The organism is Mycoplasma seminis, assembly GCF_030718845.1.
GTDB classification, from domain to species: Bacteria; Bacillota_I; Bacilli_A; order Mycoplasmatales; family Metamycoplasmataceae; genus Mycoplasmopsis; species Mycoplasmopsis seminis.
Genome location: NZ_CP132191.1, coordinates 658,990 through 680,334, shown reverse-complemented (window position 1 = coordinate 680,334; position 21,345 = coordinate 658,990). Strand labels below are relative to the sequence as shown.

The following is a 21,345-nucleotide window of genomic DNA, read 5'->3' as shown; positions in this document are numbered from 1 at the left end:
ATTATAAATCTCCTTTAGCATTTCAATCTTTCAAACTTCTTTGGGTTGATTGAATAACATATTGATTTGTAGCATCCACCATTTTAGCCACTGAAGAAAAGAAACAAAGTGGTGTGTCACTTCCTAGTGAACCATTTCTATTTTTAGCGATAGAAATGTTCACAGGTTCAGCATATAATGTTGGTGGAATTTCATTATTTTCTCGTTGGTATATAAACATTACAATATCCGCATCTTGTTCAAGTGAACCTGAATCTCTTAAATCTGTGAGAGATGGAGCAAATTTCTTTTTCTCTTTTGCTCAGTCTCTACTCATTTGAGAAAGTGCAAAAACTGGAATCTCTAGCCCGAGAGCTAATTTTTTAAGTTCACGAGAAACAATGCAAGCTTGCTCGTATTTTGTTGAACTATATTTTGCTGTGCTTAATATTTGGATATGGTCAATAAATACAGCACGAACAACGACTTTGTTTTCATCTTGGTATTTCAAAATAATTTTAGAAATATCTTCAGCTTTGACGTCAGTACTATCAACCATTACAATTTTGGAATCTTTAACAGTATTAGCGAGTTTAGATCCGAATTTATTATTTAATTCTTCAACAATATTTTGAGAGTTGTAAAAATTTCTCAAAGGGTAAATATGATTAAGAGCAATAGTTTTTTGCAATATCTCACTCGCTGACTGTTCAAGAGATATGAATAAAATTCTCTCATTATCTGCTAATTGTTTATCTATTGCATCCATTACATTAAGAGCAAAAGTTGTCTTACCTGCTCCAGGTCGACCGCCTAAAATAATAAGTTGATTTGGGCGGAGCCCTTGTAATTGATTGTCTATTATGTCAAATCCTGTGTCTTTGATTGTCTTTTTGTTTAGATTGGGGCTTTTAGTTCATTCAGCCCATTCAGTTAAAAAACTTTTTAAATTTATATTATTCATTAAATAAAAAACCTCCAATCGCTTAAGCGTTGGAAGTGTTATAAATCGGTACAGCATTAAATAAAACAGGGGGTGAATTTTTTTCTTGGGTAGGGGATAGACTTCTGATTCACATTGTTCAATTCTGTTTGCTTATTGGTTTCCAATATATATATATATAGAAAATAAAAGTAGATAATTTAATCAAAGATAAGAAATCAAAAATAAATTTATCAAAATTCTTATCTTTTAATGGAGATAAATATGAAAGACAAAAATTTAACAAAAGCTACAAAAGTTATCCTTGTAGCTTCAGGAGCAACAGCAGTTGTTGGTCCTACAATGCTTTTTACAATCTCTGCTGATTTAGGCGACAAAGCAGATGATGTGTTTGAAGCTAATAACGTTATTAATTTACTGAATAACGACGCAAATACTTTGCAATATCGCAATGTTAAATTACTTAACTACGGTAAAAAATGAAAAGATAATGTTTCATTAAGTGATAGCCAAAATGCCGGATTAGTTAAATTTAAACTTGCTGATGTTTTTGATAATGAACATAAAAACTTCAGACAACCAACACCAGCAGAAGCTGAAAAATTAATTCAAGATAAATTGAATGCTGATGGTGAACAAGATTGAAGTTTAGAATTTGAATCTGAAGGATTAATTCAAGGTAATAAATATGCTCTTGGAGATAGAACATATGGAATTGCACTTTCAAATGATCTAGAAATTATTCCTGGTTCAATTAGTTTCAAAATTGATTATCAAGATTTAAATGATATTTCTTCAAGTGGTTTTGCTGATTTATCTAAATATCCTTATGACGCAACAGATTCTGGTGCATTTTTCGTTGTAGCTAATAAAAATGGAAATTATGTCGGAAATAGAGTTAATACAATTGGACATTCATCAGACGGTAGAACTAAGTCTTACAAGGATTTAGGAAGTGTTAACTTTGATTTCAGTAATAATACTAATGTAATTGGAAGCTATGCAACTAATAACCTATCTGATTTAAACCTAGGAAAAGATAAATATGATCCAAAAATAGATGGTATTGAATATGTTGAAAAAAGTGCTACTGATGCTAATAACTTTGTTTTAAGTTCTCTTTTAGATAAAAAAGAAGGTAAATTCGGTTTCGGACTTAGAGACTTAGTTTCATATCAAACTTTAACTAATGAATCAATTAGTAAAAATGTTTTAAGTGATAACTTTGGCTCAGCATTTCTTATTCATTTAGATGATGGAAAAGTTGAATCAACAAAACTAGCTGGAAAAGTTAATATTACATTTAAAACACGTAAAAAAGCTCATGCTTCAAAACTTTATGGTGAAAATAACTCATTTGTTTCGGGTATTTTCAATATAGCTGCACCATATGAAGAAAAAGGGGATGAAAAATATGCGGAATTAGATGATTTAAGAAACACAGCAACACAAGCTACTTATGCTAGTCAAATTTCAGCAGCTACAATAGCACTCGCTTCATATAATCAAGTAAGCAATACTGAAATTGATTTAACAGAAATTGCTAAAGATGATGCTAACTTACCAGAAACCGATTACTTAGTTGTTATAACTGATCAAAATAATCAACCACTTTATTCAAAACACCTTGATTTCCAAAGACTTGAATCTGAAACAAAAGAATACAAAACAAAAATCTTACTTTCTTTAGATGATGCTAAGGAATTTTTAGCAGACTCAAATAACAAGATTTACTTACTTCCTACATTTGGAAAAGAAGATGAAGATGAACAACTTATTGCTTTAGCAAAAAGTGCCTATGCTATGTCTTATGATTCAAAATATGGACAAGAAATGCAATATGATGCTAAGAAAAACGCTTATACAGCTAAAGTTTCTTATGCTTTATCTAAACTTCAAAAAGAAAAGAATAATTTAATCAATAACTTTGATAAATTAGTAAATATTTTTGATGATGAACACTTTAAATCAACAATTACACCAGAACAAAAACAAGCACTTATTACAGCAATTAGTCAAGATTTAAATCCACATGATTTCTTTGATAAATTATTTATAAATATTAAATCACAAAAAACATTACCTACAAATGATCCTGAAACGGTTACAGTCATTGAACAACAAGAAAAAGCTATAGCCTTTTGACAAAATACAATTTCACTTGTTAACTCAACAAATATTCAAATTGCTGAAGTTAATAAACTTCTTCCTGAAATTAAAAATAAATTAATATACCAAGCTTCTAGTGAAACTAATAAGAAACTTTATGATGAATTAATTGAAAAATATAACCAAGCAATTAAAAACACATTGCCTGTCTTTGTTATTAACAATAACGACATTAAAAATGATACTATTACTGGACCATATTTCTATGATAATCCAGAAAAATCAGTTAATTTCCCAATTGAAACCAATGTTTCTAAGATTGATCAATTATGTGTTGAAATTTTAGATTACAAATATTTAGATGGAATTAGTAACGTTATTGAAAAACAAATCAAGAACTCAAAATTCTTATCTAATTCAGCAAAACTTGAAAAAGTTAAAACTCTTAAATTAGAACAAACTTCTCAAACTGACTTTGCAAATAAACAACCTGAAAGCATTTTAAGAGCTGAATTACATTCTCTTTATGTTGAAGAATTAGGTGAATTAGAAAGAAATAAACCTACAGGTGTAACTGAAGATGAATTTAAAGCAATTTATAATGCAATCAATGAAAACAATGATATCAATGCACAATTTGATGAAAATATTTATCTCGCTTCATTAAAACTTAGAAAAATACAAGATGTTAAGAATTTAAACAATATTTCACAAGAAATAAAAACTGAATTTGTAAAAGAAATAACAAAAGCACAAAATGAAGCAGAAATTAATTCTACTTTTACCTCAGCTAATAATGTATCTAAACTTGCATTCATATTAGCTCAAAAAGTAGCTCAAGCTAAAGATATCCAAAGCAGAAATGCTTTCCGTACTTTAAGTCAAGATCAAAAAGAACAATTTAATAATTATCTTGCTCAAGGGTTAAATAGACTTGAAAATGATTCTGAGTCAAATACAAAAGAAGCAAGTAAATTACAAGATGCTATTAAAGCATTAGAAAATGCCTTTGCTTTATGTAAATGATTAAATAAAAACCTTAATGAATTTAAATATGAAGCTGAAATGCAAATTCAAAATGTACCTTGACTTGCTCCATATCACTTTAAAACTTTAATTAAAAGAATTAGACAAGCGCAAGATACTAACACAATTGAAGATGTATTAGCTGATATAGATGAATTCAAATCACTTGAATTAAAACTTAAAGCTCATTACTCAGATTACAAATATAATCAATACTTAGAAAAATATATTGGTATAGTTAATGCTATTAATACATATGAATATCTTTACCAATTACCAGATTTCCAAATCTTATTTGATAAAGCTAATCCAAATAGTGATGATAATAAATTTAATAGAAAAATAGAAGAATTTAAAAATTGAAATAAAAGTTTCACAGATGAAGAATTCTTAAAAATGATAGATTCATATGCGGTATATGTTGATATTTGAGCTGGTTATTCAGATGGACAATTAGAATCATATTATTTCTGAACAGCACCAGACGGAAAAATACAACATATTTATGGTGATGATACTCTTGGATATTATATTGCTGAATTTATGCAAATAATGTCACTTGATCCTTTAACAAATGAATTTGATGAGACAGCAGTACGTCCATGAGCAAGAGGCGGTTATGGTGATTCTTGTCCCGCTTTCCCAAATCCATTTAGCCGCATATTACAAGAAACTGGATTTAGATTTGATATTTCTCGTTATACAAGTGGAATTCATCAAAATGATGATGAATCCAAAAAGCTTAAATCAAAATTAGAAAAAGAAAAGGATTGAATTAGAGAACTTGGGTTATGAAGCCATTCTCAAAACCTAGTATTTATTAAAGATATAATTAAATTATCAAATCCAGAAGCTAAAAAACAAATGCTTATAGCTGCTCAATATCAAGATGAACTTGAAAAAGCGCTTAAAGCTATTTTGGATTACAATGATAACTTTGTAAATAATAATGAAATTAATAAATACACTGTTTTAAGTGCATTAAATTACACTAATGCAATTGAAGCGCTTCAAATCCAAGCTTCAATTGGAAATCGTGAAGAATTTGTAACTAAGAAATTACCAGAATACATTGAAAAATTACAACAAGCCCTTGCAAATGTCGCAGATGCTAAAAATAAACTTTTAGTAATTTCTGAAGCTGAGCCCGAAAATAAAGATGCCGAACTCGTTGAATTAAATAAAAAAGCTAAAGAAACATATGAAAAATACGGTATAAGAAAATGAGGATATTTTGTTTCATTAGATAATGAGGGAGTAGCTAAACTTATTAAAGAAAAATTTCCAGATTATCGAAGAGAAAAACAATTCAAGTATGCAATAGGCACATTTTCTAATATGTGATCTGTTTTAAATGATTATTTTGAATTCCCGGATCGACTTAAAGCAGAACAAAAAGAAATGTTCAAAAATCCAGATAAATTAGCTAGCTTCTTGCATAATGGAATTGATGCCTTTACTAAACTCTCAGGATATATAATCCTTGAAATGCGGGCAAAATACGGTGATAATTTAGTTTGAGACAAAGAAACAAATGACGAAGCTGAATTCATTCACGATGTATTAAATCAACCAATTGCTTGAAATATTTCAGAAGGCGATGAACATAACTTAACTACTGATACTGGACTTTTCCTAAAATACTTATTAAAATACAATAAAGAAAGAAAAAGTGCTTTATCTAAAGCTGCTGAAAAAATTGAAACTGAATTCACAAGTATTAAAGGTAAATTAGCTGAATACTTTATTGAAATCTTAAATAATGGTTACACAACTTCTAATAAATTTGTTGATGGTGGAAGATTAGCAATTGATATTGATAGAGGTGATGTAGCAGATGATTTTGATAGAACCGATCAATATGTAGATACTCGCATTAAAACTAAAGAAGAGCTCGATAGTTTTATGTTTATTGTTTCACAATATAAAGATGTTTTAGAACAATTGCAACAAGATATAACAAAAGCTGATGTATTACTTAAGGATGTTAAATATCTTAATGCTGATAAATCAGCTAAAAAGAATTTCCTTGATGCAATTAGTAACATTAAACAATATCAACACTTCATGGAAACATTAGATGCTGCGATTGAATTTAATTCATATTTGACTCAATTAGAACAAGCACATGCAGCATATGTAAGTGCTAGTGAAGCTTTAAATGGTCAAGGAAGACTTGAAAGAGAAATTCCAGAATTAAATAAACAACTTAATATCAGTCTTGATCAATTCACGGACAAACAAAAAGAAGTTGTAACAAGCAAAGTTGCACAAGCTAAAAACTTTGAAACTATTGAAGATATTCAAAATATTGCAAGCAGAATTAATTCTGCTCTAAAACAAGCTAAAGAATTACTTGAAAGTTTAAAACAAATTAAAACAACAACAAATTACAAACTTGCAAGTGAAACTAACCAAAATAAATTCAATACTGCTATTGAAAAATTACAAAACATTATTCTTGATGATAATATTTATGAAAAAGAAACTCAATTAAGTAATACAGTAGCTTTAATTAGTAATGCTGCAGAAATGCTAAACGGAGATGATAATTTCAATAATAAAAAGCTTGATTTAATTAATACAATTAATAATTCATTATTTAATAAAGCTCAAAGAAATAATTTAATTACTCAAGCTTTAAATGCTACTAGTCAAAATATTTCAAACCTTAAATATGAAGTAGATGCTTTAAGAACAAATCTTGACATCTTAAGAAAAGGTTTTGAATTATTCAACCAACAATATGCAAATAATATTGCTTACATGAATGCTTCGGACCAACAAGCTAACAAGCTTAGAGATATACTTGAAACTGTAAGAAATGTTTTAAACAATCAATCTGACAGAAGCGTTGCAAATAAAGAATCTGAAAATGCAAATTATTTAACTGCTGATTCAATTCAAAAGCTTGGAAATGAATTAAGCGCAGCAATCTCAGGTTTAGATGGTGTAACTAATACTAATAGAATAATTGATGAACTTAAGAAAGAAATTTCAAATTCAAACTTAAATGAAGAAATTAAACAATCTTTAATTAACAAAATTAATCAAGATAACTTTAGAAATATTGATACAGAATTTAGACAAGTGCTTGATATCCTTAATAGAGTAAAAGCAACAAATACTGATTTATTAGCATTAATTAATGATCCAAGCTTAAATGCTTATGTTTCAGATGAATACAAAGATATTCATGCAAGTTTAATTGATAAATTAAATCAACAAACTAAAGAAACTGAAAAACTTTCTTCAATTGCTGTATATGAAAACAATATTAATAAAGTTTTATCTCAAATTAATCTAAATGCTACAAAAGCTCGCATGTCGGCTAGTGCAAATAAAGCTTGAATAACTCAAAGATTGCAAAATATTAAACCTTCATTAAGTGAAGAAAAATTCAATGATTTACAAGATATAGTTTCAAAAGCAACTAGTTTAAATCAAATTCTTGGTGCTTTTGCTCAAACTAATAAAGAAATTGCAGATGAATTAGCAAAAGCAATTGCTCAAGGAATTGCGCAATTAAATGCAGCTAAATTAGAAAATGTATCTAATATTCAAAAAGATTTCTATGCAAGCTTAATTCAAGGAACGTTTAATCCAAACAAAATTGCTGCATTTGCTGCTGATGTAAATGAACTTGATGAAGTAATGAAGAAAATTAATATTGAAATAAGTCGAAAAGAATCACTTAAAAAAATAATTGAAGATTTCAAAGAATTAGAAAGATCATTAATACATAAAGAGCACCCAGAAATTTGATTTGAAGACAGACTTCGAATGGAAGTTTTTGCTAGTCATGCACAAGATTTTGCGAATGAGTATTTGACAGCAATTAATAATGCTGAAACTACTATCAAATCTAAAGAAAAAAATAAAGAATTAATAGATTTAGAGGAAGCTAAATCAATATTATCTGGAATCGAAGAACATAAAGACAAATTAATGAAACATCTAAACAATGCTTACTATAGGGAAATGCTAGAAAAAAACAAATCCCTTACAAGCGGTCAGAAAAAAGTTCTCCTAGCTGAATTAGATAAAATCCATTTCTTTGATGAAAATAATTTATTAAATATTAATGCTATTTTTCAAGGAAATGAATGATATAACAAATATCACGATCTTAGTTGAAAAATGTCTATGATACGCGAAGACTTACCAAAAGCATATGAAGTAAGAAAAACACTTAAATACATCCATGCAACTGTAGGAACTAAAGAAGAACCAGGCATAAAAATGTTATTTGATAATGTGATATCAGAATCTGAAAAAATAATTCAAGACGATTCTGAAGTTATAGATTATAAATTCATTTCTCAATTAGCAATGAACTTACGATATTATCCAACGGACCTTGATGGTCTTACAAACTTACAAAATGCTATTTATGAAGAAATTAAAAAATCATATCTTAATCCGCAACAAAAAGATTACTATACGTGATTAATAATCTTACCTGCGTTTGTAATAGACTTTGAAGAAAATCACAGAAGTGATTTTGATAAATTAAATCAAAAAATGAAAGAAATCAAGGAATATGTTAAAAATATCCCTGAAAATCTAACGAGTTTATTTAAATATACTCTTGCTGATGATGATAAGAAAAAAGCATATGATGCTGCTAAGGTAAATATAGATAACTTAATCAGTGATAAATGAGATAAAGATGGTCGTGAACATAACTACGATTATGCTAAAGCTGAAGAATTTTACTCAAAATACAAAGCAACTTATGAAGCTTTAAATGGAAATAAAAAGATTGAAGATAAACAAAAAGAAGTAATTGATAGATTTAAAGACTTAAAATACCTTTCAGTTGCTCAAAAAGAAGCTTTAACTACACTTGTAAACTCAAAACAAACTATTGAAGAAATTGCTGCTGTTGATACACAAGCTTCTGAATTAAATGAAGCAATGAAATCACTTCAAGAAGTTGAAACTGATGCTATTGCTTACAAAGTAAATAATAATTACAAATTTGCTGATGCAGATAAGAAAACAACATTTGATAATTTACTTTCAAGCCTAGATGAAGAAAGAAAACAACCTAAAGGTATTAAATCTATTGTAGTTGCTGATATCAATTCGAAAGCTACTGATATTACAAATGCTAAAAATGCTTTAAATGGTGAAAATAACCTTGAAGCAGCTAAAAAAGCAATTGATGCATTACAAAACCTTTACGATGGTGAAGCAAGTGGATTTAAATCAGAATTAATTATCCAAACTTCTAAAGCTGGTTTAGATGAAGTAGTAAAAAGAGCTAAAGCTAAAGATGCTGCTAACTTAGCTGAAAATGCTGCTAGATTAGAAAAAGAAATTAGAAAATTAACTCAATTAACTACAATTCAACAAGATGATGCAATTGATACAATTAAATCTCTTGATACTATTGCAAAACAAAATAATGAATTTACTTCTAATGTTACACCACTAGCAAGTTCAATGTCAACATTAAGAAATGCTATTGGAAAACAATATGATGATACAAAAGCTTCAAAAGACTACTTATCAGCACCTGAAAAGAATAAAAAATCATATGATGCTGCTGTTAAGGAAGGAAAAGATGCTATTGCAAATGAAACAAAAGCTAATGTTTTAAGAAAAGCTAAAGTAGATGAAATTAATGCAAAAATTGCAGCAGCACTTGATTCATTAGATGGAAACGAAGCATTTGATAAAGAAAAAGCAGAGTTAGATAAATATGTTGCACACGCTGCCTTAACTAAAGGTCAAAATGCAAAACTTAAATCATTATATGAAAATGCAAAAACAATTGCTGAATTACATGAAGTAAAAACAACTGCTGAAAAATTAATTAATCAAATGCAATTACTTAGAAGTGAAATCATTTCAAGCAAAGCAGTTAAAACAACAGCGGATTACTTATATGCAAATGAAACTACAAAATCACCATTTGATGTAGCTCTTACAAATGCACTTGCTGCTATTGAAGATAGTTATGAAGTTATTGTTGCAGACACAATTAATTCATTACATACAACACTAGCATCAACTAGAAAAGCTCTTGATGGAGATGAAAAACTAGCTCAAGAAAAACAAGCTCTTAAAGATTTAATTAATAATGCAACCTCAAGATTAAATGCGAAACAAAAAGCCGATCTTATTAGTGAAGTTGATGCTGCTACATACCTTACAATTGCACAAGTATCAACAAATGTAAAAGCTTACATTAGTTCAATGCAAGGATTATGAAACTTACATAATGATTACATTAATTTAACTAAAGTAACTGAAAGCATTAAATATACTGAAGCTAGTCAAGAATTTAAACAAGCCTATGATTCTGCTATAAAAGCAGCTGGAGATTTACTTGTTTCAACTAGTGAAAAATCTACACCAGAAGAAATTGATACTTTAAAAGCAAAATTATTAGCTGCATACAATGCTTTAAATGGTCAAAAAGTTGTTGATGATCAATTGCAAACCTACAAAGCTGATTTATCTCAATTTAAAGCTCTTACAGCTGCTCAAGTAACTTATGGTGAAAACATGCTGCAAAAAGCTGCAAAAGTTTCACTTGCTCAGTTAACCCAAGATTACAACACAATTAAATCAGTAAATGATGCTCAAGCTACATTGCTTACATATCTTACAAAAGAAGCAATTGATAGTATTAAACAATCACAAGCTTACAAATTATCATCAAGCCAATTACAACAAGCTTATGATTCATCTATTGCTACAGCTCAAAGTTGATATGATGCTCAAAACACTATAACAACAAATGAACAAGCAATAGCTAAAACAAAAGCTATTACAGATGCGATTGATGCTTTAAAACATGCTGTAAAAGATTTCGAAGATAAAAAAGCTCAATATATCTTAGATGTTGATACATATACATACTTAAATGCAAAACAAAAACAAGTAGCAAAAACAGCAGCTGCAAATATTAATTCTTGAGATGAATTAACAACAGCAAAAAATAATTTATCAGCATTAAATAATTCAATGCTTACAATGATTAATACAATTGCAGATGCTAAAGGAACTCCAAGCAATGTTGCAAGTGGTGTAAAACAAGTTAAATTTGAAGATTCAGTATTTAACAGTACTAAATACATTGATGCAACAGACAACAGTGCATATACTAACTTAGTAAATAAATGAGAAGGCATTGTTGATTTAAATTCTCAAACAGATGCAACTAAAGTACAAGTAGATGCTGCTATTGAAGAAATCAAGAGACTTGAAGGACTTCTTGATGGTGTTGCTAAGAGAGATGAAGTAATTAAAGATCTTTTAAATAACTTTAAGCTTAATAAGTTTGAGCACTTAAACAATGCACAAGTAACTCACTTTACTGGATTAATTTCTCAAGCTAAAACTATTGCGAAAGCAAATGAAATTAATTCACAAGCTTCAGCAGTTAATACCCAAATGGGTCTAATTAAAGAATTATTAAGTAAGAAATCAACTGCTGCACTTGCAAATGATGCTAAATACAAATATGCATCAGCAACTTCAAAAGCTACATATGAAGCTAAATACAATGAAATTTCAACTAAAGTAGCAAACGATAATTTAAGTGTTAGCGATATTAATGAACTTATTAAACAACTTAATGCTGCATATGATGCATTAGATGGAAGCCAAGAACTTATTGATCATAGAGATCAACTTACAGCTGATTTAAGCAAATTAGAATACTTAACACCAAAACAAAGAAAACACTATGAAAATGAAATTAATAAAGTTTCAAATTCAAAAGAATTAATGGATTCTAAATATGCTTTAGCTAGTGCACTTAATGAACAAATGAAAGAATTAAGAGCTCAAATTACCAAAGCTGAAGCTATTAAAACAAAAATTGAATACATTAATGCTTCAACAACTAATAATGGAGTTAAAGGAACTAAGGAAGCCTTTGAAGATGCCTTATTAATTGCTAATAATATTAAATCTGATAAAGTCCTTGAAACAGATGCTAGTGTAGTTGCAACAGATGCAAATGCTCTTAAAGAAGCAATTAAAGCTCTTGATGGAAGAATTAGATTTAACCAAGCTAAAGAAAAATTAATTAATGATATTGAAACTTCAATTCTTAATAATGCTCAAAAAGCTGCTTTAAAAGAAAAAGTAAATAAAGTAACTGATGAAACTTACACACAATTAGATTCTATTAGAGAAGAATTTACTACTTTAGTAAGTTCAATGCAACAACTTAAAGATGAAGTAGTTAAAATTCCAGCTGATTTAGAAACTAGTGTAAATTACTTATGAGCTGAAAATAAAGCAACATACAAGAATGCGAAAACAGCCGCTGATACAGTGCTTAATAAAACTTTAGGTGAAAATAAATCAGCTGCTCAAGTAGATGCTATTAAGCAAGACCTTATTGATCAATACGCTAAACTTAATGGAAATGCAATGCTTAACCTTTACCGTCAAACAGCTAAAGCTAAAGTTAAAGCTACAAGCCTTCCAAATAGTATTAAAAATGCTATTTGTGGTGTAATTGATACTTTAGAAACTAAAGACAGTATTGATGAACAAGTAACTAAAGCTCAAAAATTAGCTAAAGCTAGTGAAGATTTACTTGCAACAATTCAAAAAGCTGACACATTAAAAACAACAAATGATTACCTTGCTGCAAAAACTGCGGATAAAACTACATTTGATACTGTATTAAATACAGCTAAAGCAAATTATGTAAATAATGAACTTAAAGCTGATGCTACAGAAGCAAAACTTGTTCAAGATAAAAATGATCTTGAAGAAGCTATGAGTAATCTTAAAGCTCAAAGTAAGGAATTTGTTGATGAAAAACTTAAAGCAAATGATGTTATTTTAGCTGATAAATACTTAAATGCTGGTCAAAAAGCTCACTTCAAGGACCTTATTAATTCAGCACAATCTTCAGAAAGTATTGCAACAATTAAAACAACTGCAAGCAATACAAATGATAAGATGCTTGAACTTTACAACAAGATTGCTGATGTTATTGCAACTCAAGAAAACCTTCCTGAAGGTATAAAAGATGTTAAACTTGCAGATGCTATTATTTCACAAGTTAAATATCTTAATGCTACAGCAGCTAAGAAATCTGCTTTAGATGATGCAATTTCAGAAGGTCAAAAAGTTGCTAAAGTAACTTCAAATGTAAATGCTGATGTAAATCAAATTACTAAATTAATTTCTGCTATTGACTCAGCAATTAATGCGCTTGATGGTCAAAATAGAATTGATGAAGCTATTAAGAAATTTAACTTAGATATCTCAAAACTTACATACCTTAATGTTGCTCAAAAAGAATACATTAATACTCAAGTAGCACAGGCAACTTCAAATGATGCTATTAATACAATTTATCAAGCTGCTGTTGAATTAAATGACTCAATGAAATCACTTCATGACCTTATTTCTGATACTGCAGTTGAAAAAGTAACAATAACACATGATTACATTGAAGCTGATGAAACATTCAAAGCAGCATATGATGGTGCAATTAACCAAGCTAAACCAAGATATCAAGGTGAAAACTTATCAAATAAACAAGTACAAGATATTGTTATAGATATCAAAGCTAAAATAGCTGCTTTAAATGGTGATGAAAAACTTCAAAGTGCTATTGCAAGTGCTGAAAGCACAATTAAAGCTAAAGCCTACTTAACAAATTCACAAAAAGATGCTTTAATAAAAGAAGTTAAGAAAGCTAAATTAATTGCAGAAGTTTCTGGAGTGCTAGCGCATGCTTCTAGTCTAGATACTGCAATGCAAAAACTTAGAGGTGTTATCCCACAAGCTAACCTTGCAAAAGCAACAAATAATTATGCATATGCTTCAGCTAAAGTAAAATCAGCATTTGAAAAAGCTCTTGAAGCTGCAACAAATGCTATAGTAGAAACATATTCAGTCACTGATGTAGCTAAAGTACAAGCTATTGCTAAAGAACTTCAAAAAGCTATGGATGCATTAGATGGAGATAAACAATTTAGCCAAGCTAAAAATGCTCTTCTTGATAAAATTAATACTTCACATCTAAATAATGCTCAAAAAGATCACTTTAGAACTAGAGTAAATGCGGCAGAAACCACATTAGCAGATTTAAGTACAATAGAAACTGATTTAGATAACTTAGATGTTTCTATGGTTGCATTAGACAAAGCTCTTAAAGCAGTACTTGCTAAAGAAAAAGCTCAACCTAATAAACTTGCTTGAGCAGATAATGCTAAAGAATACTTATTTAGAAAAGATAGAGCAAGCAAAACATTAAATCCAGAACAAGGTGAAAACTTAGATAAAGCATCAGTTGATAAAACAGCTAGATTATTAGATGAAGAATTTGAAAAACTTAATGGATTAGAAAAATTACAACAATACCGTGATGCTGCTAAAGCTAAAGTAAATACTACAAGCTTACCAGAAGCTATAAAAGATATTTACAACAATGAGATTGATTCTCTTGATACTAAAGAAGGAATTGATGCTCAAGTTAAATTAGCTCAAGATCTTGATGCTGCTGTAACTGATACAAAAGCTGCAATGTCTGAAGCTCAAAACCTTAAAGTAACAGATAAATACAGCAAAGCGACAGCTGAAAGTAAACAAGCTTTAGATAGTGCTTTAAGTGAAGCTGAAACATTATTTGATAAGAATAAAGATGTTAAATCAACTACAACAGTTGAGCAACTTAAATCTGCTGCAAGCGCAATAAGAAAAGCAATTAGCAGTTTAGAAGCTGAAATTCATGATGTTGACACACTTCGTGAACAAGTAGACGATTTCATTAATAAACTCCCATACTTATCAGATACACAAAAAGAAAAACTTAATAAGAAATTAAGCACAGCTACAACTAAGGCTCAAATTGCTCAAATTAAAACTGATACTGTTGAATTAAACAATGCTATGAAGCTTCTTAGAGAAGCTCAAGGTACAATAGCTACAACTAAAGCTACAAATAATTACAAGTATGCAACAAAAGCTATTAAACAAGCTTATGATACAGCTGTAACAAATATTGAAACAGCTAAAGATGCTGATTATCCTTCAATTATTACAAGTGAAATTACTAAATTAACAACTGATTTAACTAGTGTAGTATTAGATGGAGATAATAATTTACAATCCGCAAAAGATAAAATTGCTAAACTTCAAAACATTTCTAAAGAACAAAAAGATAAGTTCCTTGAAAAAGTAAATGATGCTTTAGATAATGAAGAACTTATTACAATTGTTAACTTAGCTCAAGGAATTGATGCTAATATGAAACTTCTTAAAGAAGCAAAAGTTAAAGCTGATGCATTAAAAGTTAGAGTTTCAAACCCAGAAAACAAAGCTGTTCCTCACAAAGAAACACAAGTAACTGAATTAGCACAAACATTCTTAGCTTATGAAGCTCAAACTGTTAAAGCAAATGAACTTATTGCGCTAGAAGACTTAAGTCAATCAGCTCAAGAACTTGATAAAGCTGTAAAAGACTTACAAATAACAAATACTAAAGCTCAAAAATTAATTGATGATGCAAACAATGAACTTGAAGCATTAATTAGTAAAGTAGTTGTAAAAGAAAATCCTTCAACTGAATTAGCTGCAAGTCTTAAGAAAGCTCAAGAATTACTTGCTCAAGCTAAAGTTGAAAATTCATCAACTAAAGTAATTGATGTGCTTGAAGTAACATTTAAACTTTCAGTTGACTTTAGAAAAGAACCAATCAGAGACGCCCTTAAAACTATTCCTGATGAACTTAAGAAAAATCCAGACTTCAAGAAAAATGTTCTTGATCCAGTAGATGATGTGCTAAAAGATCCAGATCCTAGCGATGATGATATTGATAAAGCAATCAAGATTATTGATGATGGTATTAAGAAGAAACCAATCTACGATAAAATTGATGAAATCGATAAAGATAGAGACAAGGATAAAGAAAAACCTGGAGATGGAACAAATCCTGATGATAAGAAACCAGGAGACGGAACAAATCCAGACCAAGGTGACAAAGATAAACCAGGAACAAATCCTGATGATAAAGAAAAACCTGGAGACGGAACTAAACCAGATCAAGGTGACAAAGAAAAACCAAGTGATGGAGATAAGGATAAACCAGGAACAAATCCTGATGATAAAGAAAAACCAGGCGATAAAGACCCAATTGATAAAATAATTGATGAACTTAAACCTGAACTTCCTTACAACCCTGATAAGAAACCTGATCCAGATGTGATAGATAAGCTTATTAAAGATGCAGATAATAAACTTGAACGTGAAAAACTTAGAAAAGTTATTAAGATTGCTGAAGCTATTGCAGAACCTTCAGATGGATTAAAAGATAGACTTAAGGCAGCTAAAGAAATAGTGAATGATAACAGCACTACAACACAACAACTTAAAACAGCAAGAATTAACCTTGAAGAAGAAATTAATAAGAATTCTCTTAGAAACACAATCAAGCAAGCTGAAAAACTTAGAAACAGACTTCTTGGTGAAAAATCTAAGAAACTTAGAGATAAACTTGATAAAGAATTAAATCCTGCTAAAGAAGTTGCTGCTAATGTAAATGCTACAAAACCTGCTATTGATGAAGCTGATAAAAACCTCAAGAGAACTATTGCAGAAATCTTGAAAGAAATCAATAAAGTAACTGATGATTTAAGAAAAGAAATCGATGATCTTAAGAAAACAAACCCAGATCCTAGTGATAAACTTAAAGATACAATTAATGACGTTGACAAAGATCTTAAAAACCCAGATACACCTGTAGATGACCTTGAAAAAGATAAAGATAAACTTAAGGACAGAAAACGTAAGGATGACCTTGATAAGGAAATTGAAAAAGCTCCTGAGCCAAGCAAACCAGTACCAGATCTTCCTCCTGTAACTGATGATTCAAGAAAAATTTCTGATGATCCTAATGTTCCAGATAAGGAAATTGATAAGCAAACAGATAAACAAAGACTTTACAATGCTAAAGTAAATGCAATTAATGAAATTGAAAAACTTCAAAACATTAATAATGCTCAAAAAGCTCAATTAATAGCTGATGTAGTAGATGCAAACAGTATTGCTGAAGTAAATGAAGTTACAAAGAAAGCAAAAGCTCTTGATGCTTCAATGAAAGCTCTTGCTGATTACATCCAAACCATTCCAGCAGAATTAAAAGTTTCACCTATTGTAGCTAAGATATTTACATTATCAGAACCAGGTAAACAAAAAGCTTACTTAGATAACTTTAATACAGCTAATGCTTTAATTAAGAAAGAAAGTGGCCCTGTATACAAAACTAACCTTGCTAGTGAAGTAGATGAACTTAAAGTTGCACTTGAAAAAGCCAAAAATGCTTTAGATGGAACTACAGTAACAAGTGATGTTGAGGACTTTATTGGTAAACTTGCTTACTTATCAGATACACAAAAAGGAAAACTTAAAGATAAATTAGCTCAAGCTACAGCTGGAAGCGTAATTGTTCAAATCAAAGCAAATGCTACTGAATTAAATGATGCTATGAAACTTCTTAGAGAAGCTCAAGTTACAATTCCTGTAACTAAAGCAACAAATAATTACAAATACGCTACACCAAGTGTTAAAGAAAGTTATGATACAGCTGTAACAAATATTGAAACAGCTAAAAAAGCTGATTATCCTTCAATTATTACAAGCGAAATTACTAAATTAACAACTGATTTAACAAATGTTAAATTAGATGGTGAAACAAACTTAAGTAATGCTTTAACAACTATTAGAAACCTTAAGAATCTTTCAGAAGCACAAAAAGCTAAATTCATTGAAAAAGCTAATGCTGCAAATGATTATGAAGAATTATTCAAAGTAGTTAAATTAGCTCAAGGAATTGATGCTAATATCAAACTTCTTAAAGAAGCAAAAGTTAAAGCTGATGCATTAAAAGTTAGAGTTTCAAACCCAGAAAACAAAGTTGTTCCTCACAAAGAAACACAAGTAACTGAATTAGCACAAACATTCTCAGCTTATGAAACTCAAACTGCTAAAGCAAATGAACTTATTGCATTAGAAGACTTAAGCCAATCAGCTCAAGAACTTGATAAAGCTTTAAAAGACTTACAAGCAACAAATACTAAAGCTCAAAAATTAATTGATGATGTAAACAATGAACTTGAATCATTAATTAGTAAAGTGGTTGCAAAAGAAAATCCTTCAACTGAGTTAGCTACAAGTCTTAAGAAAGCTCAAGAATTACTTGCTCAAGCTAAAGCTGAAAATTCATCAACTAAAGTAATTGATGTGCTTGAAGTAACATTTAAGCTTTCAGTTGACTTCAGAAAAGAACCGATTAGAGACGCTCTTAAAACAGTTCCTGAAGAACTTAAGAAAAATCCAGACTTCAAGAAAAATGTTCTTGATCCAGTAGATGAAGTCTTAAAAGATCCAGATCCTAGCGATGATGATATTGATAAAGCAATCAAGATTATTGATGATGGTATTAAGAAGAAACCAATCTACGATAAAATTGATGAAATAGATAAAGACAGAGACAAGGATAAGGAAAAACCTGGAACAAATCCTGATGATAAAGAAAATCCAGGAGACGGAACTAAACCAGATCAAGGTGATAAAGAAAAACCTGATGATGGAACAAATCCTGATGATAAGAAACCAGGAGACGGAACAAATCCAGACCAAGGTGACAAAGATAAGCCAGGAACAAATCCAGATGATAAAGAAAAACCAAGTGATGGAGACAAGGAAAAACCTGGAGATGGAACTAACCCAGATCAAGGTGATAAAGAAAAACCTGGTGATGGAGATAAGGATAAACCGGGATCAAATCCTGATGATAAAGTAAAACCAGGGGATAAAGACCCAATTGATAAAATAATTGATGAACTTAAACCTGAACTTCCTTACAATCCTGATAAGAAACCTGATCCAGATGTAATTGATAAGCTTATTAAAGATGCAGATAATAAACTTGAACGTGAAAAACTTAGAAAAGTTATTAAGATTGCTGAAGCTATTGCAGAACCTTCAGATGGATTAAAAGATAGACTTAAGGCAGCTAAAGAAATAGTAGATGATAACAGCGCTACAACACAACAACTTAAAACAGCAAGAATTAACCTTGAAGAAGAAATTAATAAGAATAGCCTTAGAAATACAATCAAGCAAGCTGAAAAACTTAGAAACAGACTTCTTGGTGAAAAATCTAAGAAACTTAGAGATAAACTTGATAAAGACTTAAATCCTGCTAAAGAAGTTGCAGCTAATGTAAATGCTACAAAACCTGCTATTGATGAAGCTGACCAAAACCTCAAGAGAACTATTGCAGAAATCTTGAAAGAAATCAATAAAGTAACTGATGATTTAAGAAAAGAAATCGATGATCTTAAGAAAACAAACCCAGATCCTAGTGATAAACTTAAAGATACAATTAATGACGTTGATAAAGATCTTAAAAACCCAGATACTCCTGTAGATGATCTTGAAAAAGATAAAGATAAACTTAAGGATAGAAAACGTAAGGATGACCTTGATAAGGAAATTGAAAAAGCTCCCGAACCAAGCAAACCAGTACCAGGACTTCCTCCTGTAACTGATGATTCAAGAAAAATTTCTGATGATCCTAATGTTCCAGATAAGGAAATTGACAAGCAAACAGATAAACAAAGACTTTACAATGCTAAAGTAAATGCAATTAATGAAATTGAAAAACTTCAAAACATTAATAATGCTCAAAAAGTTCAATTAAAAGCTGATGTAGTTGCTGCAAACAGTATTGCTGAAGTAAATGAAATTACAAAGAAAGCAAAAGCTCTTGATGCTTCAATGAAAGCACTTGCTGATTATATCCAAACCATTCCAGCGGAATTAAAAGTTTCACCTATTGTAGCTAAGATATTTACATTATCAGAACCAGATAAACAAAAAGCTTACTTAGATAACTTTAATACAGCTAATGCTTTAATTAAGAAAGAAAGTGGTCCTGTATACAAAACTAACCTTGCTAGTGAAGTAGATGAACTTAAAGTTGCACTTGAAAAAGCCAAAAATGCTTTAGATGGTGAAGAAATTGATAAGAAGATTGAAACAATCATTGATCAAATTACTCAAAAACTTCCACAAGTAGCTGAAGTAATTAAATCAAATAACTTTATCAACTCACCTACAGCACTTCAAAACAGACTTACACAAGCTACAAATGATGCTAAAGCTCTTGTTGAAAGCTACAATAAACATGTAAATATTAATTCAGACATGTTAAATAAAGTAACTAATGCACTTAAAGATATGACAACATATCAAGCTGAAGTTAATAAATTTAGTGGAGAAAAATTCACTGATAAGAATGGAAAACAAATTCCTGAAATTGTTAACTGAATTGAAAAGAATGCTTCATTCTTAAGTAAAAATGCTACAAGCCAAGCTAAGGATAGATATAATACTACTGAAAGCTTTGTGGCTGCAAATAAAGTTAAAGAAGATATCTTAGCTCAAATTAAATCTCTTAAAGATAAAGCTCAATTAATTGTAAGCGAAATTAAAGATATCTTAAGCTTGCTTCCAGCAAGAAATCTTGATACAAGCAGCAGAATTAGTAATATTGCTAATGTGTTAAATGAAATCAAACCTCAAATTGAAGAAACTTATGCAGATAAACTTCAAAATTCATTTAACAGTGTTCAACGTATTGCCCAATTAAACGATATGTTAAATACACACTTAAATAGCGATATTAATGCTGAAAGCACAAAACAACATCAAAGAGATATGTTATCTCAAGTAGCACAAAATAATTCACATGCAAATGATGTATTTGAAGATTCACTTTCAGATCTAATTGCAAGCAGTTCAGCTAAAATGTCTCAACACATTCAAGATACCATTGATCTTGCAAGACTTCTTAAAGAAGCTAAAAACAAAGAACAATTCAACCAAATTGCAAGCAGATATATTACAAATTATCCAAAATTCAATGACTTATTTACAGCAGTAAATAAAGCGGGATACTTTGATGTATTCGCTTCAGAAGATAAACTTACTAAAGACCAAGTAGCTGCTATGAAATCACTTGCAGCTTCACCAGCTTATAAAGAAGCTGACATGTTGTTCCAAAGCGCAATTAAAACAAATATTGACGCCGTAAGACAAAGTAATCCAGCCTTATGAGCAAGTCTTACAGTAATTGGTGTATTATCATGAATTGGTGCAATGTTCTTATATGTATTCAAAATTAAGAAATAATTAATTAATAGCGTTCCGAGCAATCGGGGCGTTATTTTTGACACTCTATATATTCACAGCTATGTCTAAGGCTTATTTATCAATCAATGATTCAGAAAATT

Annotated in this window: 2 protein-coding genes; one reads left to right on the top strand and one right to left on the bottom strand. The window is 29.8% G+C overall.

Going from position 1 to position 21,345, the window contains the following annotated elements; all coding sequences use genetic code 4:
- Nucleotide 1: 1 nt before the first annotated feature.
- A complete protein-coding gene (locus Q8852_RS02850) occupies nt 2–943 on the bottom strand; it encodes a DnaB-like helicase C-terminal domain-containing protein (RefSeq protein WP_305937673.1) in 942 nt (313 codons plus the stop codon).
- Nucleotides 944–1,186: 243 nt separating this feature from the next.
- Between Q8852_RS02850 and Q8852_RS02845 the strand changes: the two genes are divergently transcribed.
- On the top strand, nt 1,187–21,244 hold the full coding sequence (locus Q8852_RS02845) for a hypothetical protein (RefSeq protein ID WP_305937672.1): 20,058 nt from the start codon (nt 1,187–1,189) through the stop codon (nt 21,242–21,244).
- Nucleotides 21,245–21,345 lie beyond the last annotated feature (101 nt).